Here is a 21,420-nt window from a genome sequence, read left to right on the forward strand (position 1 = left end):
TGATTCAGAATACTCCCCTTTTCGGTCACATTTTGGCCCATTTTATTAAATTTCTTTTAAAATTTCTCGGGGCTCGAACGAAACCGCCCTCAGCGCCGGGTAAATCCCCGCCACAATACCAATTATAAGCGTAAGTATCAGCGCTAGCACCGCTCCCTTTACCGGTACGTAAGTTCCCCAGCCGGCAACTGTTGATATACCGGCTACAATTCCTAAGGAAACAAAGGCCCCGGCAGTTCCGCCCGCAAGCGACAGCAGGGCCGATTCAACCAGGAACTGGAGGAATATATCCCTCTTCCTCGCGCCGAATGCCCTTTTAACGCCGATTTCTACGAGTCTCTCGTAAACGGATAACGTCATTACTGCGAGAATCCCCAAAGCACCCACTCCGAAGGCCACGGCCGTCACCGTAAGGGAGAGCTTGGAGAATATCTCCATAGCTTGCTTCTGGGTGTTTGCAACGTCTTCGTAACGGCTTACCGTGAAGTCCTTCTTCCCGTGTCTTTTAAGGAGGAGGCTCTCAATCTCCTCTATTGCCGGTTTTAAAGACTCCTTTCCCTGAGGGATAACGAGTATCCCGTCCAGGTACGTAACGTTTGACAGCCTTTTCATCGCCGAGCTGAGGGGAACGTAGATTCGGCTATCCAGGTCTTCCCCCGAAAGGTCTGTTCCTCTCTTCTCCATTACGCCCACAACTTTGTAGGGGGCGTTAAACAGGTAAACCGTTTTACCCACCGGACACCCGTTACCGAATAGCTCTTTTGCAACTTTCGGACCTATTACGGCAACTTGGGCCATATCCCTTTCGTCGCTCCAGGTGAGGAATCTGCCGCAGGAGGTTTTGAAACCGGTAACTTCGGTAAAAGTAGGCCAAACCCCTATCACCTTTGCCGATATGAACTTTCCTCCGTAGTGGACGTTAGGAGATACCTCTTTGTAGGGCGTTACCGCCTTTACGTCTGGACACTTCTGCTGTATCGCTTCTGCGTCTTTAACGGTTAAAGTAGGGTAGAATGAGAGCTGGAGGGTCCTGCCTCCCAGGTTTTTCACCTCTCCGGGAATCACCACTAAGAGCAGGGCTCCCATCTTCCCGAGGCTCTTTTCAACCCTTCTCTCCATGGCTCCCGAAATGCCCAGCATTAGGGTAAGGGAGAAGACCCCTATGGCGACGCCTATGACCGAAAGGACCATTCTCTTTTTGTTCTCTCGGAAGTAGGCAATCAGTCCCTTTATCATACTTTTCTCCTCAGGGCTTTAACCGGCTCGAACTGCGCGGCTTTTCGGGCCGGGAAGTAGACCGAAAAGAGAGCCACGGCCAGTGAAAAGAGTGCAGACAGTACAAACGCCTTGACCGGGTATACTACCGGTATCTTCAGTGACGGCAATATCAGTTTTATCGCCGCAACACCCAGCAGGCTGCCCACCAGAACGGAAGCTACTACAACCACCACGCTCTCTGCCAGAATTCTTCTCATTACTTCCTTCTTTGTGGCCCCGAGGGCCCGCCTGAGGCCTATCTCCCACTCCCTTGTGTAGATGTTTATGTAGAAAATCGACGAGAGGACGAACCCCCCCACCACCAGGGCAGTTGTTGACGCAACTCCCAGGAAGAGTGCGAGGGTTGCAGAGAGCATGGAGAGGAACTTTTTAACAACCACCGGGGTTATCACCATGAACTGGTCGGGCTTGTGGTGCTTTAAGAGTATTTCTCTTGTTTCTTGAACTATCTGGTTGTACTCGGATAGGTTGAATACCCTGAACCGGATAACGCTCACCTTGTTGAAGGTTTTTTCAACGGTTTTGTCGAACACCCTATAGGGAATGAAGACCCTGTTATCGAGGTTGTGGCCGTTGGGGGTTTTCCCTTTTTTCTTGTAAACCCCTATGACTCTGAAGGGGGTTTTTCCAACCAGAATCGTTTTCCCCACCGGGTTTTCCCCGGGCCAGAAGAAGTCGCTAACGTCGTGGCCCACTACTGCAACTTTCTTAAGCTCTTTAAAGTCGTTGGGAGTAAATCCCCTGCCGATTTCAACTTTGTAGTTCCAGGATTTCAGCCAGTTTTCGCCCACCCCGAACACCGATGAAAACTTTGAGCTTTTGATGTCTGATACCGTTGTAGGTTTTACGATTCCGTAGGTGAGGGCAAATATCCCCTCCAGTTTCCCTATCTCCTTTACGTCTTCGAGGCTGAGGTTCTGAAAGCCGCTCCTCGGGCCTTTGCCGACGGAGCCCGAGACTATAAGAACCGAATCGGGCCCCAGCTTCTCTATTACCTTCCTTGCCTGCAGAGAGCTTCCCTCTATTGCCGCAACTACCAGTATGAGGGAGACCACTCCGAAGAGTATCCCGAGAACTGCAAAGGCGGTTCTTACTTTGTTGTAGGTTAGTGATAGGATTAGCTCCCTGAGGAAGAGCCTGAACATCAGCTCTCCACTATTTTCCCGTCTTGGATTTTCACTATCCGCTCTGCGTAAGAGGCGATTTTCTCATCGTGGGTAACCACTATTACGGTTTTCCCCTCTCGGTGTAGCTCCTTGAACACTTCCATGACCGCCTTACCTGACTTTGAGTCGAGCTGGCCGGTGGGCTCGTCGGCCAGTATTATCTCCGGCGAGTTTATGAGGGCCCTTGCTATTGCGGTTCTCTGTTTTTGTCCCCCTGAGAGCTCTTCGGGCTTGAAGTGGAGCCTTTCTCTCATTCCGAGCCTTGTAAGGAGCTCTTTTGCCCTTTCTGCAGGGGAGGTTCCCCTGAACCGCTCTTTCCGCTCTTCCTTGGGCAGGTATTCGACCGGTAGGAGGGTGTTATCGAGGACCGTTAGGTAGGGAACAAGGTAAAATGCCTGAAAGACAAAACCTATGTGAGTTGCCCTCAGTTTTGAGAGCTTGTCGTCGTTGAGGCTGAGGACGTCTACCCCGTTTAAGCGGTAACTTCCCGATGTGGGCCTGTCGAGGCACCCTATTATGTACATGAGGGTCGATTTCCCCGAGCCCGAGGGCCCCATTATGGCAACGAACTCGCCCTTCTCTACCGTGAGATCGATTCCTCTGAGGACTTCAAACTCGAGGTCTCCCTGGCGGAAGCTCTTCCTTACATCTCTTAGCTCTATGAGGGCCATTAACCTCCGGCCTCCTCTTGCTCCTCTTCCTCAAATAGGGCTTCTACAAACTCTTCTGGGTCGAAGGGCCTGAGGTCTTCTATTTTCTCTCCGATACCTACGTACTTTATGGGAATCCGCAGGGTGTTGCATATGGAGACAACTATTCCGCCCTTGGCCGTTCCGTCGAGCTTCGTCAGCACTATACCCGTAATATCCGTAATCTTTTTGAACACCTCGGCCTGGGAGAGGGCGTTCTGCCCTGTGTTTGCATCGAGGACCAGTAGAATCTCGGCCGGCTGCCCGGGGAATTCCCTGCCTATCACTTTCTTGATTTTGTGAATCTCCTTCATCAGCCGCTCTTTGTTGTGGAGTCTCCCGGCCGTATCGACTATGAGAACGTCTTCTCCTTTGGCTTTAATGCTCTGAATTGCGTCGAATACAACGGCCGCCGGGTCTGTGCCTTCTTGGGCCTTGACTATTCTTGCACCAGCCCTTTCTGCCCACACTTCAAGCTGTTCAATGGCTGCGGCCCTAAAGGTGTCGGCTGCGGCAACTACAACCGACAGTCCTTTGTCTTTCAACTGTTTAGCCAGTTTTCCTATGGTGGTGGTCTTCCCTACGCCGTTTACTCCCAGAACCAGTATCACCGAAGGTTTTTCCGACAGGTTGAGCTCTCCCCTACAGTTTCTCAGAATCTCCTTTAGTCTCTCTTTCAGGAGCTCAAGGAGTTTATCTGAGGTTTTTATCTTCCGCTTTTTGGCCTCCTGGCGGAGGTAGTCTATGAGCTCCATTGTGGTTTTAACTCCAACGTCGGCCAGAATCAGCCTCTCTTCAAGCTCTTCAAACAGGGACTCGTCTACGCTCCTTCCCTTAAATGCCGACAGCCCGAGGGCGTCGCGGGTTTTTTTAAGACCCTCTTTGAACGACTTGAGGACTTTAAGGCCCGACAGTCCGAGCTTCTCCTCCAGCTCTCTTTTACGGGTTAAAAGGTCGAATTTGTAGCTTTCGGGAACTTCCCCTTCAACTTCCTTGAGAGCCTTGTAGGCAAGCTCGTAGAGCCCCTCTTTCTGGTAGAGGTTGGCAATGTGGTAGTTCGCGAGGAAGGAGAGCATTTTGTTGTTGCTATTCCTTGCAACGTCGTAGAGGTTCCGTGCTTTCTGGTAGTTTCCCCTATACTCCTCTATCATCCCCTTAAAGAAGGAGGAGTACTCCTTCCCCAGTTTCTCCTCGATTTCCTCCATGTAGGGCTCTATCTCCCTGTAGAGGGCCAGGTTTTTAACGAGTTTCGCGGCCCCGTCTATCAGCTCTCCGTTGCTGTATACAAGGGCGTTCTTTATCGCCTCAGGAGCTTTCTTCTCGTTCTCCTCTGCCAGTTTCAGCCACTTTTCCGGCTGGTTGGGGTTTTCCCGGAGCTCGGCTTCGAGTCCGCCCCTTTTGAAGAACTTACCCAGTCCGAACATCTACTGCTCCTCTGTTTAGTTTTACTCTGATTAAAATTAGTCCCCGAAGGAGTTTGTAAGTTTTACGAGCCTGCACAGCAGCCTGTAGGGCTCTCCGCTCTCCATCTTCTCCTTTGCGATTTCTATCCCTTCCTCTACTCTCTCTACCGCTCCCGCCACAAGGAGTGCGAATGCAGTGTTAAGGGCCACAACGTCTCTCTTGGCCCCTTTCTCTTCTCCGGTGAGTATCCTCCTCACTATTTCCCTGTTCTCCTCTACGGTTTGGCCTCCTTTTATCTCCGAGTGGCTGTACCTTCTGAGGCCGAAGTCTTCGGGCTTAACCGTGTAGCTCTTTATACCGTTTGGAGAGACTTCGGTTATTTTCGTTTCGTCGCACACCGTTATCTCGTCTGTTCCGTCTTTTCCGTGGACTACGAAGGCCTTTGTAGTCCCAAGCCTTTGGAGGACTTCTCCTATCGGTTCCGTGAGCTTCTCCGAGAAAACCCCCAGTAGTTGCCTTTTAGCGCCTGCCGGGTTTGTGAGGGGCCCCAGGAGGTTGAAGATTGTCCTTATGCCCAGCTCCCGTCTTACCGGGGCAACTGCCGCCATTGCCGGGTGGAAAACGGGAGCGAACATGAAGCCGAAGTTTAGCTCCTCTATGCACCGGGCTACTTGGTGGGGTTTAAGGTCTACTTTTACGCCGAAGCTCTCTAAGATGTCGGCGCTACCGCATTTACTCGAGACCGAACGGTTGCCATGTTTTGCCACCGGAACCCCGCAGGAGGCCACAACGAGGGCCACGGTTGTGGAGATGTTAAAGGTCCCTTTCAGGTCGCCTCCGGTGCCACAGGTATCTACGAGCCTGGAACGTATCTCGTCCGGAAGTTCCACTTTCAAGCTCTTTTCCCTCATAACTTTTGCCGCTCCGGCTATCTCCGGAACCGTTTCCCCCTTGCACCTTAGGGCTGTAAGTACGGCCGCCGTTTGGGCCGGCGTGAGCTCCGATTCCATAATTGAGTAAAACAGCTCCCTTGCCTCTTCCTCCGAGAGGTTTCTGCCGTTTATCAGCGATTCAAGGGTTTCTTTTACTTCCATCTCCTCTCCGGCTAAAGGTTTTGTGAATTTTAGCACCGAGCTTTTCAAGGAGCCTGTAGGCGCTCTGCGGGCTCTCCAGTTTAATCAGGTGGGACGGGCACTTACAGTCGGTTGACCCGAATCCCTTAACCGGCTTCCCAAGCTTTGAAAGCTCTCCGGCTATCAGACATTCAGCCCTTTTCCCCTCGAGTACGGCCACCGCCTCCGGTTCAAAACACCTCAGCGTTGTAACGAAATCTATGTGCCACTTGAGCTTTTTCTCTCTCCTTAGGTGTCTGGAGACTCTCGCCTCTACTCCTCCGGGGCCGAAGGCCGAGCCGGCATAGCAGTAGATTCCTGCCTCTAAGGTAAAGCGTTTACCTCCCTTTGTCTCTACCTCTGTACTCTCTGTAAGGCGAAAGATGAGACAGTAGCTACCCTTCATCTATCGGGCTCCGGGCCTGTGCTCCTACCGTCAGGGGGTCGGCACCTTCAAGGAGGAACCGGAGGTACCCCGTGTAGGCAACCATGGCTCCGTTGTCGCTTGTAAACTCCAGGGGGGCAAGGTGAAGCTCAATGCCTTTCTCTTCCTTTAGGGTAAGTAACCTCTCCCTCAGTAGGGAGTTTGCCGAAACGCCTCCGGCAACGGCTACTCTTTTAACGCCCACCTCCTTTACCGCCTTTTTGAGCTTCTCTACCAGGTAATCTACGGCCGTTTCCTGGAAGGAGGCCGCCACCTGAACAGCCGGAGCACCCTGCTCGAAAAGCCTCCTTGTGGCTGTTTTTATGCCGCTGAAGCTAAAGTCTAAACCTTTCACCTTTGGCTTTGGGAGCTTCAGCAGCTCTCCTCTGTAACTCCTGTAGAGCCTATCTATTGCGGGTCCTCCCGGATAGCCCAGCGAAAGTAGCTTTGCCACTTTATCGTAGGCCTCTCCCACTGCGTCGTCTAAGGTTTTCCCAACAACTTTGTACTTTCCGAGCTTCTCGGCCACCACTATAACCGTGTGGCCTCCGCTTACCACAAGCCCGATGAAGGGAAAGGGCGGCTCCCTACCTATAAACGGCGAGAGCAGGTGGGCCTCTATGTGGTGAACCGCCTTAAAGGGGATTCCGAGCCGGAAGCTCAAACCCTTACCGAACGTGAGCCCCACGAGCAGTGCCGGTAGCAGCCCGGGCCTGTTGGTAGTTGCAACAAGGTTGAGTTCTTTCGGCTCTACGCCGGCCTCTTTCAAGGCCGCGTTAAAAACGGCGTCTATCTGCTCTGCGTGTCTCCTTGCAGCAACCTCCGGAACCACGCCTCCAAAGGGTGCGTGGAACTCATACTGGGAAGAGACAACGTTTGAGAGCACCCGGCCCGTATCGGCCCTGTACACGGCCACCGAAGTGTCGTCACACGAGGTATCTATGCCGAGAACCAGCATCACTCAACCTCTAAGTCCCAGAGTATCTCCGGGTAGTAACCCAGCCTCTTCCGAAACCGCGACGCCACGGAGGCAACCACGTCTGCAACCTGCGGTTTTACTTCCGGGGTTGTTGTTACAACTTTCAGGCAGGCGTCTATCCCTATTTCGCACACGGGAACCACCTCTACCCTCTTAACCTGGGGAAGCGATTCCAGCTCTTTAACTATCTCCTCTACAAAGTCCTGTTCCCTCACTTCTCCCTCTTCAGAACAACTATCTGGTTTCTCAGGGTTTTAACCGTTGTGTTGAAAAGGTCTCTCAGGTCTTGGTACTCCTGAGGAGGAATAACGCTCTTCCTCAGGACCATACGCATCTCCATTCTCAGAACTTCTCCTTTCCTGCTCCACTTAACGTCCAGTGACCCGACCCGGTTCTCAAAGTGGAAGGGCTCGGGCAGTAGGAAGAGTTCATAACCTTCCGGGAGCTTCAAGTCCACCTCGCTGACCTTCTCCATCTTGTAGCCCACAACGTACGGGTACTTTCTCTTTTTCATAGCCACTAAGTTCACGAGCCTCGAGTAGTCCGGGGCAGGGAACTTCGCCAGTAGCAGGTGGGAGGTTACCGTTCCGTAGTTTCTGTCCCTTCCCTCAATCTCTATCCAGACCGTTTTCTCGTTTAAATCCTTGTAGTCGGAGAGTCTGTAGCTCTCAACGTCGAAACCGGGGGAGACTTTGGCCGCAAGCTCTGAAACCAGCCGCTCTATCTGCTGTTTTGTTGCCGTGTAGAGCCTTGCCCTCTCGAATATTCCGTAAACTCCCGTGTAGATAAACTTAAAGTCCCCTTTAAGAGTTCCGAACCTTCCCAGGGAGAAGCTCCCCTTAAAGTCTTCTTGGTTTGTCTCTGGCGGGAAAACGGGCGTTTCTGCAACCGTTCCCCTCTCTTTATCCACATCCACAACAAGGACTCTCCTTCCCTGGTCTCCCGGGGGCAGGAGCCCCAGCGGAACGTAGTCTGAGGTTGTATCCATAAAGAGGAACTTGCCCTTCTGCTTGATTGCCGCTATCTCGTGGTCGAAGGCCGTGGGAAGCGGCATTTCGGGGTCCATATTCGCCCTGTCGAGGGTGGGTATCAGTACAGGGTAACCTTTAACCCCTATAACTTTGAGCATTGCGATGAGCAAAGTTGCGTGATCTTTACAGTCTCCGTAGCGGTTCCTGAGAACCTCTCCGGCCGGGTGGGGCTTGTAGCCGTTAATCCCGAACTCCATTCCCACGTACCTGATGTTCTTCGCCACGAAGTTGTATATGGCCCTTATCTGCTCCTCTTTGCTCTTTTTGCCCTTAATAACCTTCAAAGTTGTTTCCCTAACGAGCTCATCAGGCTCTAACGCCTTTTTAGCGAGCTCCGAGTACCACTTTGCGACCTGTTGCCAGCTCTTCAGTGAGGTTATCACCACCTTCTTTGCCACCTGCTCCATAGGCGGCATGTTGGGCTCTTTCTCTATTGGGGGAACGTCTTTTAGCGTCCACTTCAGTTCTATCCACCTCTTTCCCTCTTTAACCTGAGGCTCGGCCTCTGCCTTACTCATGTTGTAGGTTTTGTACTTGTAGTACTTGCCTTTCGGAATGAGGGCCGTGAAGGTTGCCTCTTTAACCGGGTACTCCTCCTGGAAGAAGTTTGTGGCCCAGAACTCCCCCTTCATGTAGGGCTTAACTGTTTTTAGAACGTACCCGTACTTTATAACCGCCCCCTTTGTGACTGCCGGCATTGATATGGTTTGGTACTTAAGGTCCGAGTATATGGGAGCTTCTGACACGAACGGCGGGTAAACAACGTTAAAGGCCTTTTTACCCGGCTTAACAACTTTGCCGTCGGGGGTAACCGTGTAGGCGTAGAGCACCTTTAGCTTTTGGTGCTCCGTAGAAAAGGGGATTACTATCTCCCCGAAGTCCCGAATTCCCTTTTTCCCCGTTATCTTAACGGCCCTCTCCTCTATCCAGACTTTTCTACCGTCGGGGAAGAACTTAACCTTGCACCTGTCGTAGAGTATTACGGCTCCCGGGTTTGAGCCGGCCAAGGCCGTAAGGGGAACGAGGATAACAAGCAAAAGGGCGGTTAGAAGCTGTCTCTTCATGGTCTCCTCCTTACTGTTGTGCTATTCCCTCTTCCCTCACCGCCTCCTCCACCATCTCTATAACCCTCTCTATGAGCTCGGGAGATTCGGCTTCAACCATTATCCTCAGCAGGGGCTCGGTTCCCGAGTAGCGAACCAGAACCCTTCCCCTCCCTTCAAGGAGCTTCTCACCCTCTCTAATGGCCCTCTGAACCTTCTCCAGCCTCTCGAGGGGAGGCTTCTCTTTAACCTTAACGTTTTTCAGCTTTTGGGGAACCGGCTTAAACAGGCTCAGAACCTCGCTTGCGGGTTTTCTCAGCGACTTCACTATGGAGGCTACGAGAACCGAGGTGAGTATTCCGTCTCCGGTCTCTGCAAACTCCTTCACTATGATGTGTCCCGACTGCTCGCCCCCTACCGCGGCCCCCACTTCGTCCATCTTCTCGGCCACGAACCGGTCGCCTACCGGAGTCCTGTGGAGCCTAAAGCCTTTCTCTCTTAAAAACAGCTCCAGCCCCAAGTTGCTCATCACCGTGGCAACCGCTTCCTTAGACCTGTCTGCAAAGTGGAGGGCCAGCAGGGCAATTAACTGGTCGCCGTCTATAACCTCTCCCCTCTCGTTAACGGCGATGCACCTGTCGCCGTCTCCGTCGTAGGCGAACCCCAGGTGGAGTCCGAGCTCAACCACTTTTTTGGCGAGCTTCTCCGGGTGCAGGGCACCGCAGCCGTCGTTGATGTTCTTGCCGTCGGGCTCGGCGTTAAAGGTGAAAACCTTTGCTCCTAAGGCGCTGAACACCTCCGGAGCTATCTGGTAGGTTGCGCCGTTGGCACAGTCGAGCCCTATCTTCAGCCCTGCAAGGTACCTGCCCGCAGATTCCAGGTGTTTTTTATAGCTCTCAACCAGGTTTTTACCGTTGAAAACCCTGCCCAGGTTGTCGTAGTTTGCCCTGGGAAGCTCGTATTTGTTGAACACAACGAGCTCAAGCCCTCCCTCTTCGGCCTCTGAGAACTTCTTCCCCAGGTGGTTAAAGAACTTAAGGCCGTTATACTCATAAGGGTTGTGGGAGGCAGAAACCATTACCCCTCCCGAGAAATCCCCCTCCTTTATCAGGAAAGAGACGGCCGGAGTCGGAACAACGCCGGCGTCTAAAACGTCTACCCCTGCCGAGTTAAGGCCGCTGATGAGGGCGGCCTTTATCATATCTGAGGAGAGCCTTGTATCCTGCCCTACCACTACTGTGTGTTTTCTGTCGGGGAACTTGGCGTTCAGGTAAACTCCGTAGGCAAGGCCTATCTTCTGAACCATTTCCGGTGTAAGCGGGTACCGGTTTGCGATTCCCCTTATTCCGTCGGTGCCGAACAGCCTCCTCTTGGTTTTCATCTGCCCTTCTCCTCCTTTAAGGTTACTTTCACCTGCCCGGGAAATACTTTGAACGGAGTGTCGAGCCTGAGCACGAAGCTGGCAGGCGGTTTTACACCTGCTAAAGATACACCTTCGGTCTGAACGGAGTCTATAACCTCTTTTATCTCTTCTGGAACGAAAACGGTAACGTAGTTGGGGTCGAACTCAACTCTCCACCCCTTTTTCACTTTGAAGCCGGGCTCTACCCTTACCAGCTTTTTCGCAAGTAGCTCAATGGTGACCTTTATCTCCTTGGGTTGAACGGTTTTCACCTTTACCGAGGGCACCGGAAGCTGCAAGTTGTTTCTGTTTACCTCTATAACGTTTACGCCGCTTTTCAGCTCCTTGGGAAGTTTTACCTCTACCTCTTTCTTCTCCTTTAGGGCCAAAAGCTCCTTCCTGTAGCCTTCAACCAGCAGCGTAACCGTTTTGGGCCTGTAGCTTACAACGGTGTAATCTCCGGTTGCAATTGGTCTAACTTTGAGTTCCAGCTGGGTCTCTGCTACCTCTTTGTTGGTTGCCAGCAGCCAGAAGAGAACCGCAAAGGCGAAGGCGAGCACTTTAAGGTGGAGGTTGCTGAAGAGGACGCTATACAGTCTCTTCATTCTCCTTCCTCATAAAGCCTAAGATTCCCCGCTTCTCGCTCTTTTTAATCAGGAGCCCCTTTAGAACTTTCTTGAGCTTCTGCGGGTCGAGGTTCTTTATCAGCTTACCCGAGTAGGCAACCGATACTGCACCGGTCTCTTCCGACACCACTATCGCCACAGCGTCACTCTCTTCGGTTATGCCTATGGCCGCCCTGTGCCTCGTTCCCACCGTTTGGGGTAGCTTCGGGTTTAGGGTCAGCGGTAGAAAGGCTCCCGCCTTGTAAACCCTCTCCTTCCTCACTATCGTTGCTCCGTCGTGCAGGGGCGTTCCCGGCCAGAATATCGTAATGAGCAGCTCCTTGGTGAGTTTTCCGTCTATGACCGTTCCCGACTCAACGTAGTTGTCGAGGTCTATCTCCCTCTCAACAACTATCAGGGCCCCTATTCGGTCCTCGGACATCTGCGCCGCGGCCCTCACTATCTCCTCTACGATTCTCTCCGCCTCGGCTTCGGAGGTGGTTATGCCGAACTGGCTTTCGCCGATTCTGGCGAGTATCCGCCTGATTTCCGGCTGGAAGATTACTATCAGGGCAAGAATCCCTATTGTCAGCAGGTTGTTGAGTATGAAAGAGAGGGTGTACAGGTGTAAGAACTTTGCAACAACGCTGAGAACCAGTATCACAAATATCCCAACGAGCACCTGCAGGGCCCTTGTTTGGGCCAGGTAGGTGAGCACCTTGTAGATTATCAGGGTTACTATCAGAAGGTCTACAATGTCCCACAGGGACGGACGCGGAATCAGCTCTAACAATCGACCCCCTCCACGGCCGTGAGGAGTTTTAGAAGCTCTACGGTCTCTTTTACGTCGTGAACCCTGAAGAGCTTCGCACCTCCGTAGTAGGCGGCGGCTACGGCTCCGAGGCTGCCTGCGAGCCGCTCTTTCGGCTCTTTTACGCCGGTAACCGCGCCGATGAAGCTCTTCCGGGAGGCCCCAACCAGCAAGGGTCTGCCCAGCACCTTAAACTCCTGCAGCCTCTTTAGGATACACAGGTTGTCCTCTAACCTTTTGCCGAAACCTATACCCGGGTCTACTATCAGCTGCTCCCTCTTTACTCCGGCAGATTCTGCGGCGCTGAACACCTCTTGAAAGTACTCTATTATCTCCCCTACAACGTCTTCGTAATAGGGGTTTTTCTGCATATTCTTGGGAGTTCCCTTTATGTGCATAACCACTGCCGGGCAGCCGTAACGGGCCACAACCTCTGCCATTTTCGGGTCGAACCTGAAGGCGCTTATGTCGTTTACTATATCGGCCCCTTCCCCGAGGGCTGCCTCCGCCACGGCAGATTTGTAAGTATCCACCGAGATGAAAAAGTCTTCTCCCAGCTCTCTGCGGAGGGCCCTGATAACCGGAATGACCCTTTCCATCTCCTCTTTTTCCGGAACCGGCTCAGAGCCCGGCCTTGTAGACTCCCCTCCTACGTCGATTATGTGGGCCCCCTCCTGGAGCATCTGCCTGCACCTCTTGACTGCGGCCTCTACCGAGCTGAAGAGCCCTCCGTCGGAGAACGAGTCCGGAGTTACGTTAAGAATTCCCATCACTTTCGGAGTGCCAAGGTTGAGAACCTTACCCCTGTAAACCAGCCTGAAGCTCTCTTTCTCGAACTCCAACAAGGCCTTTTCTATCTTCTCGGCAAGCTCCTTCAGACCGAAGGGCTGCACTTTCAGCTTCTCGGTCAGCTTCTTCAGCTGCCGCCTGTTTGCCATAAGCAGGACTCTCCACCTCCCCTTCTCGAAGGAGGAGGCTTTTCTGGGGACTGCACAGTCGGCACCTACCGATATTGCGTCCTGCTTCAGTATGTTGGCTCCCCTCGTGTCTATGCCGTCTACCTCTATGAGGAGCGTTTCCCCCTTCGCAGAGAGTATCTGCGCTCCGGCTTCGGTGTTGCCTATCGACCGGAGGAAGTTCTCAAGCTCTTCTTTGTTCTTGAACCGTCTGAACCTGACCTTCATCGGGTAGCCCTTGAGCCCTCTTTGCTTTTTCTGCCGGCTGCTATATTATACGGTGCAGGCAGAGCCCGGGATAGACTTTTCCCGCCTTACTTTCTTGCGCGTTTGCCTCAGTTTCCAACCAGAGAGGAGATATGGGAACCGTCATAACCACCCACAGGGGAATGGACCTTGACGCCCTCGGGGCGGTTGTCGGCTTAAAGAGGCTCTACCCCGAGGCCACCGTTGTGCTCCCCTCGGCGAAGGGAGAGGAGGTCTCGAAGCTCCTCGAGGAGAACCCCGACCTTTTGGAGTTTGTAAACGAGGAGGACTTTAAGGGGGAGGTTACCCGCCTTATCGTTGCCGATACCGATTCCCTCTCGAGGATACCCGAAACCTTGAAAAAACGCCTCTCGGAAGGCGTTGAAGTTAAAGTCTACGACCACCACTCGGGCTCTACCGATATCCCCGGCGCCGAGCTGAACTTTAAAGAGGCCGGTTCAACAACCTCTATAGTGGCCCTCCTATTAAAGGGAAAGGGGTTAACCCCTTCCCCCCTTGAGGCCTCCGCTATGCTTGCCGGCATCTACTCCGATACCGGCTCTTTCCGCTACCCCTCCACTTCCCCCCTTGACTTCCTTGCCGCCGCCTACCTGATGTCGGTTGGGGCGAATATCTCGTTCGTTAAGAAGTACCTGCCTGCGGAGCTTTCCGAAACCGAGATAGACGTTCTAAAGGTTTTAAAGGACAACCTCAGGGTTGTTGAGGTTGAGGGTAACCGGATAGGGATAACTTTTGCCCGTTTCGACCGCCACGTAGGCGAGGTTGCCCACCTTGTAAGCAGGCTGCTGGAGGCTCTGAGGCTTCCGGCCCTTTTTGCTGCCGTAGAAGTGGGCGGAACCACCTTTCTCATAGGCCGCTCCAGAACTCCTAAGGTTGACGCCGCAGCTGCTTTAGCCGAGCTCGGGGGAGGAGGTCACCACGAGGCCGCCTCTGCAACTCTGAAGGAGGTTACCGCCTTTGAGGCTCTGGAGAGGCTTGAAGAGGCTCTGCGGCGCTCCGTAGAACCCCTGAAGGTTGTTAAGGACATTATGACCTCTCCCCCCATTACCGTGTCTGCCGACGTTACCGTTGAAGAGGCCCGGAAGCTGCTGATGAAAAACAGCATAAACGCCGCTCCCGTTGTTGACTCTGCCGGGGCCTTCCTCGGGGTTGTAACAAGGGCGCTTCTGGATAAGGCCATCTACATGGGGCTCGGCGGCGAGCCGGTTTCGTCGGTTATGGACAGGGAGTATGAAACCGTGGAGCCCGAAGCTCCCTTATCTGCCGTAGAGGAGCTTCTCGTCCTTAAGGGGCAGAGCTTCGTCCCCGTTGTAAAGGAGGGCAGGCCCGTAGGTGTGGTTACAAGGACCGACCTTTTAAACAACCTCTACAGGGAAGAGCTTCACCGCCTTTCCACCTTCTACTCAAAGCGGCTGAGCTCAGAGCCAAAATTTCGCAACGTTAAGCACCTGCTCAAGAAGGCCCTCCCTCGGGAGCTCTACTCCCTTATTGAGCGTATAGGAGAGGTTGCCCAGGAGCTCGGCCTAAACGCCTACCTTGTGGGAGGTTTTGTCAGAGACCTCGTTATAGGCCGGAAGAACTTCGACATAGACATCGTTGTTGAGGGAGATGCTGTTACCTTCTCTAAAGAGGTTGCAAAGAGGCTGGGAGCGAAAGTTCACACCTTTGAGCGCTTTAAAACTGCAACTTTGATTTTCCCGGAAGGTCTTCGGATAGACCTTGCCTCCGCAAGAACCGAGCTCTACCGCTCACCGGGGGCCCTCCCGGAGGTGGATACCGCCCCTTTAAAGAAAGACCTGATGAGGCGCGACTTCACCATAAACACCCTTGCCGTAAAAATAAACCCTTCCGAATTTGGCCGGCTCATAGACTTCTTCGGAGGCCTCCGGGACATAAAGGAGCGAAAGATAAGAGTTCTCCACTCCCTCTCCTTCGTTGAGGACCCTACCCGAATCCTCAGGGCCCTCCGCTTTGCCACCCGCTACCGGTTTGAGCTGGGCCGCCACACCGAGAGGCTCCTTAAGATGGCCGTTGAGAGGAAGCTCTTTAAAACCGTTGAAGGCCAGAGAATCTACCACGAGCTCAAGCAGATTCTCTTAGAGGAGAACCCCCTAAGGGTCTTCTTAAAGCTCGACAGGTACGGCGTTCTGGCTGAACTCTTCCCCGGCCTCCGCTGGGACAGGGAGAAGAAAGACCTCTTCGAGAAGGTTCGAAAGAGCGTTATATGGCACAAGCTCAACTTTCCTAAGCTCTCGCCGGATACCGACTACCACCTCGTTTACCTCCTTGCCCTCTTCTGGGGTGAGCCCGAAAACAGGGTAAAAGAATACCTTGCCGCCCTTACCCTCCCGGGAAAGGAAGAGAGAGAGCTCCTTAACCTCCTTAAAAGGGCAAGAGAGCTTCTACCCCGCCTTGAGTCGGCCGATAGGAACAGCACCTACCTTTCGCTCCTTGAGTCCGCCCCGGAGGAGCTCCTCATCTTCCTCTCTGCCGTTTCGCCTCCGGAAGTTTCTGAAAAGGTAAGGGAGGTTGCAACGCGCCTGCGCTACATTAAACCCCTTGTAAGCGGGAACGACATAAAGGCTCTCGGCCTTAAGCCGGGTCCCGTTTTTTCCGAGCTCCTCCGTAGAGTAAAATATGCAGTGGCCGACGGTGAGCTCCCCCCCGACAGCCGGGAGGAGCAGCTTGCCTACCTGAAGGAGCTTGTAGATGCAGTTAAAGAGCGAAACAACCCTTAACCTTCTCCTTGTGGCCCTGCTGGCCTTCTCCGTTGCCTACTTCCTTTCCTCCCTTGCCCTTTTAAAGCTCCCTCCCTGTTTCCACCTGAACCTCTCCTTAAAAACGCCTGCCACCAAACTCCCGACCTACGACTACATGGTTGCAAGAGAAGGTTTCTTTAAACCCAAAAAGAAAACCGCCGTGGCCCGGCCGCAGCCCGTAAAGAGGAAAGAGGTTTTCACCCTTGCGGGCTACTCCTTAAAGGGAACCGTTGTCTGCGGTCAGTGCGGCCACAGCATAGCGATACTTGCAGCCCCCGACGGTAGAACCGTTGTCCTCTCAGTGGGCTCAAACCTCAAAAACTACACCCTTAAAGCCGTTTACCCCGACAAGGCCGTCTTTGAGTCGGGGGGCAGAGAGGTGGTCCTGAGGCTCTTCAAGAAAGAGCAACAAACTGCACACTCACGGCCGGTTAATACCCTCTCTCCCCAACCCCTTACCTCCTCTACACTCCAGTATAAAGTTAGCCGTAAGGAGATAATCTCTCAGATATCCTCCGGAGACTTCCTCCGCTACATAAACATCGTTCCCACCAAAAACCCGCCAGGCCTCAGGGTAAACTACGTTAACCCGAGGAGCTTCATCTACAAACTCGGCATACGCCCCGGGGATATCATCACCTCTATAAACGGCATAGAGATAAGAACTCCCGAGGACTCCTTCTCCGCCTTTGAACAGCTGAAAAATGCAGACACGGTTACCGTAACCGTTTTAAGGCGCGGGAAGGAGTTAAAACTCCACTACGAGATAGAGTGAGGTCGTTATGGTGAAGCGAACCGTTTCTGCCGCTCTCCTTGCCGCTTCGGCGGTTCTGGTGGCTCCGATTCAGCCGCCCCTTCTCGCTCAGGAGCCCAAGTCGGTTCAAGTGAACTTCGTAGATGTAGACATTAAAGACTTCACCAAAGTGGTCAGTCAGGCTACCGGAAAGAACATAATAGTTCCCCCCACCTTAAGGGGAAAAATCACCATAATCTCGCCGAAGCCGATTCCAAAGAAGGAGCTCTTCGACCTCTTCGTGGCTGCCCTCGATGAGCTCGGCTACCAGGTTGTTAACTACAAAGACTACGTAAAAATTGTCAGAAACCGTGAAGTTGCCCGTGAATCTACCACCGTGCTTACCGGCCGTGTAGACGGCGGCGACATCGTTGTAACCTACATCTACATCCCCCGACACCTCTACGTTATGAACCTTCAGGGCCTTATAAGGAACATGCTATCTCCTGTCGGCAGGGTGAGCTTCGTCCGGGAGAGCAACGCCGTTGTTATCACCGACAAGGAGAAGAACGTTCACCGAATAGTTAAAGTCCTCTCCCGACTCGACAGGGCGCCCTTAAAACTGAAAATCGCCTCTTACACCTTCAAAAACGCAAAGGCCCAAGACGTTGTCAAGGTCCTTCAGGCCCTCCTCGAGAAGGGCTTCGCCTTCGACATAGCCAAAACCTTCCCCCTGCCCGGCAGGGAGTACTACCACTTTGCCGTAGATGGCAGAACCAATACCCTCTATGTTGTCGGCACTCCCAAAACAATCGTGAGGGTTCTCCAGCTGTGTGAGAAGCTCGACCGCCCCATAAAAGTAAAAGAGGGGGATATCCACATAATCAAGCTGAACTACGCCTTTGCCGAAGATATGGCCAAGGTGCTCGACTCCCTCTTTAAGGACACCTCCCAGAAGAAGTTCGGCCTTTCCGGCCCCGTTAAAGTCGTTGCCGATAAGGGGAGTAACTCCCTTATAGTTCTTGCCTCCCCCCAGGACTTTGCCGTTGTAAAAGACGTTGTAAAGAGCATAGACGTTAAACGCCCGCAGGTTTTCGTAGAGGTTCAAATAGTAGAGATGTCTATGGATAAACTCCTCCAGATGGGCGTTGAGTGGAAGTTCCTCTCCCGGGGCAACTACGTTCCCTTCGGCGGCAGCCTTTACGGGAACCTGCCCCTTCAGCCCGGTTATCCCAGCGCCTCTCCGGGCCTGCTGTTGGGTATAGCCAAGTGGCGCGACGGCGTGCCCGACATAGGGCTGCTCCTGAACGCCTACGCTAAAGAGGGCGGCGTTAACGTAATAGCAACGCCCCAGATACTCACCCTCGACAACGAAGAGGCTGAGATAAACATCTCCAAAGTTATCCCCTACTCCACCGGCGTTAAGTACGACACGAACAACAACCCGGTAATCTCCTACGACTACAAGGACGTAGGCATAGTTCTCAAAATCACGCCCCACATAACTGCCTCCGGAGAGGTTCGCCTTAAGGTCTACGAGAAGGTGGAAGACGTTGTAGGTTACGCCAACGCCGACCAAACGGCTCCCATAACCTCAAAGCGTGAGGCCAAAACCACCGTAGACGTTCACGACGGTCAGACCCTTGTTATAGGCGGTCTCATAAAGCGGAAGAAGCTCACCACCGTTGAAAAGGTTCCGGTTCTCGGCAGCATTCCCGTTATAGGGAACCTCTTTAAAAAGACCGGACACCAGATAGAGAAGACCAACCTCCTCGTTTTCATTACTCCCCACATTGTTAGGAATACGGAAGAGGAGCAGGCCCTTACCGCGAGGAAAGTTGCCGAGTACAGGGAGAACCTCCTTGAGATTAAGCGCTCCAGGAAGGGCATCCTCTCCGATATTAAGGGCTTCGGTCAGTTTGAACTCAATAAAGGGCTTATGGTAAATGTTAAAGACGTTAAGTGAGAAGCAGTTTATAGAGCTTCTGAAGTCTAAAGGGCTCCTGCCCGACCAGGAGTTTAGCTCCTTCCGGCAGGTTGCCGGCCTTTTAAAGTGGAACCTGCCCGAGGTTGAAGAGCTCTTTAAAGGGGCAGGATTCACCTTTACCAAGAACCTGCCCCTTTCAATTCCCGCCGAGCTTCTCTCTGCCGTTCCCGCCTCCTTCCTGAAAAAAGAGAGGCTCGTTCCTCTCGAAGACGCCGGCAGCCACGTTGTTGTTGCAACCGATAACCCCTTTAACTACGAGGGACTGAAAAAACTCGAGTGGTTGCTCGGTAAGCCGATAGAGGTGGTTGTTGCTCCCTACGACGAGCTCAACGCCCTCCTCTCTACCCAGAGGGAGGAAGAGGAGGAGGTAGCCCCGGTTTCCTACGGCGAGGATATCCTCACCTCCCAGGAGGAAGCTCCCGCCGTTCAGTTTATAAACGAGGTTTTAACGGTTGCCCTCAGGGCAAGGGCCAGCGATATCCACTTTGAGCCCTTCAGGAACAAGATGAGGGTGAGAATCCGCATAGACGGTGTTTTAAAAACCGTCCGCGAGCTTCCGGCCTCCAAGATGCCGGCGGTTATCTCCCGCCTCAAGATAATGGCGGGCCTTGATATAGCTGAAAAGCGGCTTCCCCAAGACGGCAGAATTCTCGTAAAGTTCGGCGGCAAAGACGTAGACATCAGGGTTTCCACCCTCCCCACCCACCTTGGCGAGCGGGTTGTCCTCAGGCTGCTCCTCAAGGAGAACATCCTCTACTCAATCAGGGAGCTCGGCCTCCTTCCCGACGATTACGAGAAGCTGACCTCCCTCATAAAGCTTCCCCACGGCATGCTCCTTGTAACGGGCCCTACGGGCTCTGGAAAAACCACAACCCTTTACGCCTCCCTTTCCGAAATCAACAGGGAGGAGATAAACATAATCACCGTTGAAGACCCGGTTGAGTACGAGCTCCCCGGCATATCCCAAGTTCAGGTAAAGCCCGATATAGGTCTCACCTTTGCAAGTGCCCTCCGGAGCATACTCCGCCAGGACCCAGACGTCATCATGGTGGGTGAGATTCGCGACGTTGAAACCGCCGAGATAGCCGTTCAATCGGCCCTTACCGGTCACCTTGTGTTCTCTACCCTCCACACCAACGACGCCGCCTCCTCGGTCACCAGGCTTCTGGATATGGGAATAGAGCCCTTCCTTGTTGCCTCTTCGGTTGTTGGCGTTATAGCCCAAAGGCTTGTAAGGAAGATATGTCCCCACTGTAAAACCCCCTACACTCCCGAGCCCGGAGAGCTTCAGGAGCTCGGCATAACCGGTTACAGCGGTCCCCTTTACAGGGGAAGGGGTTGCGACTACTGTATGGGAACCGGATACCTGGGCAGAACCGCCATCTACGAGATTCTCGTTATCGACAGAGACATAAAACGGCTCATACTGGATAGGCGCGACAGCGACGAGATAAAAGAGCTCGCCCTCTCTAAGGGGATGAGAACCCTTAAAGGAGACGGAGCGGAGAAGGTGAAGCTCGGTATAACAACCGTTGAAGAAGTACTGAGGGTGGCACGGTAATGGCCGTATTCTCCTACCGTGGTGTTAACAGCGAAGGTAAGGAGGTTAAAGGCGTTATAGAGGCTCCCAGCTACACCGCCGCCCACTCCCTCCTCAAAAGCAGGGGCATCTACCCTTACGAGCTTAAAGAGGAGGAAGTTTCCGCCTCGGAAAAGCGCCTGCACCTTCCCTTCATCAGGAGGGGACCTTCAAACCAAGAGCTTGCAACCTTCTTCAAGACCCTTGCGACCCTGATAGACGCCGGAATTCCCATAGTAGAGGCGGTTGAATCCTTTGTAGAGAAGGACACACCTCCCCACCTTCAGCTATTCTACAGCGCCGTAGCAGGGGCCCTAAAAGAGGGAGCCACCTTCACGGAGGCCCTTAAACGGGCCGGTCTGAGAAACGAAACCCTTCTCTCGCTTATCTACTCCGGAGAGAAGGGAGCGCTGCTTCCCGAGAACCTCAAACTTGCGGCCCTTCTCCTTGAGAAAATAGAGAGCCTGAAAACCAAGGTAGCTCAGGCTCTTATCTACCCGGCTATCCTCTTTGTTGTTGCCCTCGGCGTTGTTGTCTTTATGATGACCGCAGTTATACCCAAGATTGTCGGCATCTACACAACCGCCCACCTTGAGCTTCCTTTAAGCACGCGCCTTGTGATACTTTTCAGCAACCTGCTGTTAAACCACTACTACCTTATAGTTACCCTTCTCGCCTTATCCCTCTTTGCCCTTTTGCTGCTTGTAAAAAAGAGGAGGAAGCTCTTCCACCAGCTTCTCTTAAAACTGCCGCTTTTTGGTAACCTCCTCTACCTCTCCTCCCTCCAAAGGTTCCTCTACACCCTCGGCAACCTGCTCAACGCCGGAGTGCCCGTTGTTGAAGCCTTAGAAATCGCCGTAACAACCATTCCCAACCTTGCCGTTCGCCTTCGCGTAAAACCCGTTGTTGAACACGTTAAAAAGGGGGAATCCCTCTCTAAGGTCCTTTCCGAGCTTATTCCCCTTCCCCTAGTTGTCTATCAGCTGCTTAAGGCGGGTGAGCTTTCGGGTAACCTCGGCGAAATGGCCCTAAAAGGGGCCGGTTACCTGGAAACTGAAATAGACGTTAAAGTTAAGAGCTTGACATCTTTAATCGAGCCTGTTACCATGCTTATAGTTGGATTGATGATAGGTTTTATAGTTTACGCTTTACTCCTGCCTATAGTTAGCATAAGCACTATAAAAGCGCTGTAACA

Annotated in this window: 18 protein-coding genes; 5 read left to right on the forward strand and 13 right to left on the reverse strand. The window is 53.1% G+C overall.

The window, feature by feature from the left end:
- Nucleotides 1–45 precede the first annotated feature (45 nt).
- The 13 genes from THEAM_RS04445 to folP form a co-directional block, all read right to left on the reverse strand.
- The gene (locus THEAM_RS04445; RefSeq protein WP_013537634.1) at nt 46–1,236 is read right to left on the reverse strand and encodes an ABC transporter permease; all 1,191 of its coding nucleotides are present in this window, start codon (nt 1,234–1,236) and stop codon (nt 46–48) included.
- Nucleotides 1,233–2,423, reverse strand: a complete 1,191-nt coding sequence (locus tag THEAM_RS04450; RefSeq protein ID WP_013537635.1) for an ABC transporter permease — start codon at nt 2,421–2,423, stop codon at nt 1,233–1,235. The genes THEAM_RS04445 and THEAM_RS04450 overlap by 4 nt, the downstream gene beginning before the upstream one ends.
- Nucleotides 2,423–3,115, reverse strand: a complete 693-nt coding sequence (locus tag THEAM_RS04455) for an ABC transporter ATP-binding protein (RefSeq protein WP_013537636.1) — start codon at nt 3,113–3,115, stop codon at nt 2,423–2,425. The genes THEAM_RS04450 and THEAM_RS04455 overlap by 1 nt, the downstream gene beginning before the upstream one ends.
- The gene (gene ftsY / locus THEAM_RS09845) at nt 3,115–4,065 is read right to left on the reverse strand and encodes a signal recognition particle-docking protein FtsY (RefSeq protein WP_041439905.1); all 951 of its coding nucleotides are present in this window, start codon (nt 4,063–4,065) and stop codon (nt 3,115–3,117) included. Before ftsY ends, THEAM_RS04455 begins: the two co-directional genes overlap by 1 nt.
- 528 nt (nt 4,066–4,593) lie before the next feature.
- Nucleotides 4,594–5,631, reverse strand: coding sequence for an anthranilate phosphoribosyltransferase (gene trpD, locus THEAM_RS04465; RefSeq protein ID WP_013537638.1), 1,038 nt, complete (start codon nt 5,629–5,631; stop codon nt 4,594–4,596).
- Entirely contained in the window at nt 5,609–6,055 is a 447-nt protein-coding gene (locus THEAM_RS04470) for a GIY-YIG nuclease family protein (protein ID WP_013537639.1), read from the reverse strand. Before THEAM_RS04470 ends, trpD begins: the two co-directional genes overlap by 23 nt.
- Complete coding sequence (tsaD, locus tag THEAM_RS04475; RefSeq protein ID WP_013537640.1) at nt 6,045–7,031, reverse strand: tRNA (adenosine(37)-N6)-threonylcarbamoyltransferase complex transferase subunit TsaD; 987 nt, start codon at nt 7,029–7,031, stop codon at nt 6,045–6,047. Before tsaD ends, THEAM_RS04470 begins: the two co-directional genes overlap by 11 nt.
- Nucleotides 7,031–7,267, reverse strand: coding sequence for a hypothetical protein (locus THEAM_RS04480; protein ID WP_013537641.1), 237 nt, complete (start codon nt 7,265–7,267; stop codon nt 7,031–7,033). The genes tsaD and THEAM_RS04480 overlap by 1 nt, the downstream gene beginning before the upstream one ends.
- Nucleotides 7,264–9,147, reverse strand: coding sequence for a DUF3857 domain-containing protein (locus THEAM_RS04485; protein ID WP_013537642.1), 1,884 nt, complete (start codon nt 9,145–9,147; stop codon nt 7,264–7,266). Before THEAM_RS04485 ends, THEAM_RS04480 begins: the two co-directional genes overlap by 4 nt.
- Nucleotides 9,148–9,157: 10 nt before the next feature.
- Nucleotides 9,158–10,507: a phosphoglucosamine mutase gene (glmM, locus tag THEAM_RS04490; RefSeq protein WP_013537643.1), complete on the reverse strand. Its 1,350-nt coding sequence runs from the start codon at nt 10,505–10,507 to the stop codon at nt 9,158–9,160.
- Nucleotides 10,504–11,133 carry a YbbR-like domain-containing protein gene (locus THEAM_RS04495; protein ID WP_013537644.1) on the reverse strand — a complete coding sequence of 210 codons (630 nt, stop codon included), beginning with the start codon at nt 11,131–11,133 and terminating at the stop codon, nt 10,504–10,506. Before THEAM_RS04495 ends, glmM begins: the two co-directional genes overlap by 4 nt.
- Nucleotides 11,117–11,926: a diadenylate cyclase CdaA gene (cdaA, locus tag THEAM_RS04500; RefSeq protein WP_013537645.1), complete on the reverse strand. Its 810-nt coding sequence runs from the start codon at nt 11,924–11,926 to the stop codon at nt 11,117–11,119. Before cdaA ends, THEAM_RS04495 begins: the two co-directional genes overlap by 17 nt.
- On the reverse strand, nt 11,920–13,128 hold the full coding sequence (gene folP / locus THEAM_RS04505) for a dihydropteroate synthase (protein ID WP_013537646.1): 1,209 nt from the start codon (nt 13,126–13,128) through the stop codon (nt 11,920–11,922). Before folP ends, cdaA begins: the two co-directional genes overlap by 7 nt.
- Before the next feature lie 131 nt (nt 13,129–13,259).
- Between folP and THEAM_RS04510 the strand changes: the two genes are divergently transcribed.
- Genes THEAM_RS04510 through THEAM_RS04530 form a run of 5 tightly spaced genes read left to right on the forward strand, consistent with a single transcriptional unit; the run spans nt 13,260 to nt 21,418 of the window.
- Nucleotides 13,260–15,905: a CBS domain-containing protein gene (locus tag THEAM_RS04510; RefSeq protein WP_013537647.1), complete on the forward strand. Its 2,646-nt coding sequence runs from the start codon at nt 13,260–13,262 to the stop codon at nt 15,903–15,905.
- Nucleotides 15,877–16,701: a PDZ domain-containing protein gene (locus tag THEAM_RS04515; RefSeq protein WP_013537648.1), complete on the forward strand. Its 825-nt coding sequence runs from the start codon at nt 15,877–15,879 to the stop codon at nt 16,699–16,701. Before THEAM_RS04510 ends, THEAM_RS04515 begins: the two co-directional genes overlap by 29 nt.
- Before the next feature lie 7 nt (nt 16,702–16,708).
- Nucleotides 16,709–18,625, forward strand: coding sequence for a type II secretion system secretin GspD (gene gspD / locus THEAM_RS04520; RefSeq protein ID WP_013537649.1), 1,917 nt, complete (start codon nt 16,709–16,711; stop codon nt 18,623–18,625).
- Complete coding sequence (locus THEAM_RS04525; RefSeq protein ID WP_013537650.1) at nt 18,606–20,207, forward strand: GspE/PulE family protein; 1,602 nt, start codon at nt 18,606–18,608, stop codon at nt 20,205–20,207. The genes gspD and THEAM_RS04525 overlap by 20 nt, the downstream gene beginning before the upstream one ends.
- Nucleotides 20,207–21,418, forward strand: a complete 1,212-nt coding sequence (locus THEAM_RS04530; protein ID WP_013537651.1) for a type II secretion system F family protein — start codon at nt 20,207–20,209, stop codon at nt 21,416–21,418. Before THEAM_RS04525 ends, THEAM_RS04530 begins: the two co-directional genes overlap by 1 nt.
- Nucleotides 21,419–21,420 lie beyond the last annotated feature (2 nt).

Origin of the sequence: Thermovibrio ammonificans HB-1, from assembly GCF_000185805.1 — a bacterium.
Taxonomy (GTDB): domain Bacteria; phylum Aquificota; class Aquificia; order Desulfurobacteriales; family Desulfurobacteriaceae; genus Thermovibrio; species Thermovibrio ammonificans.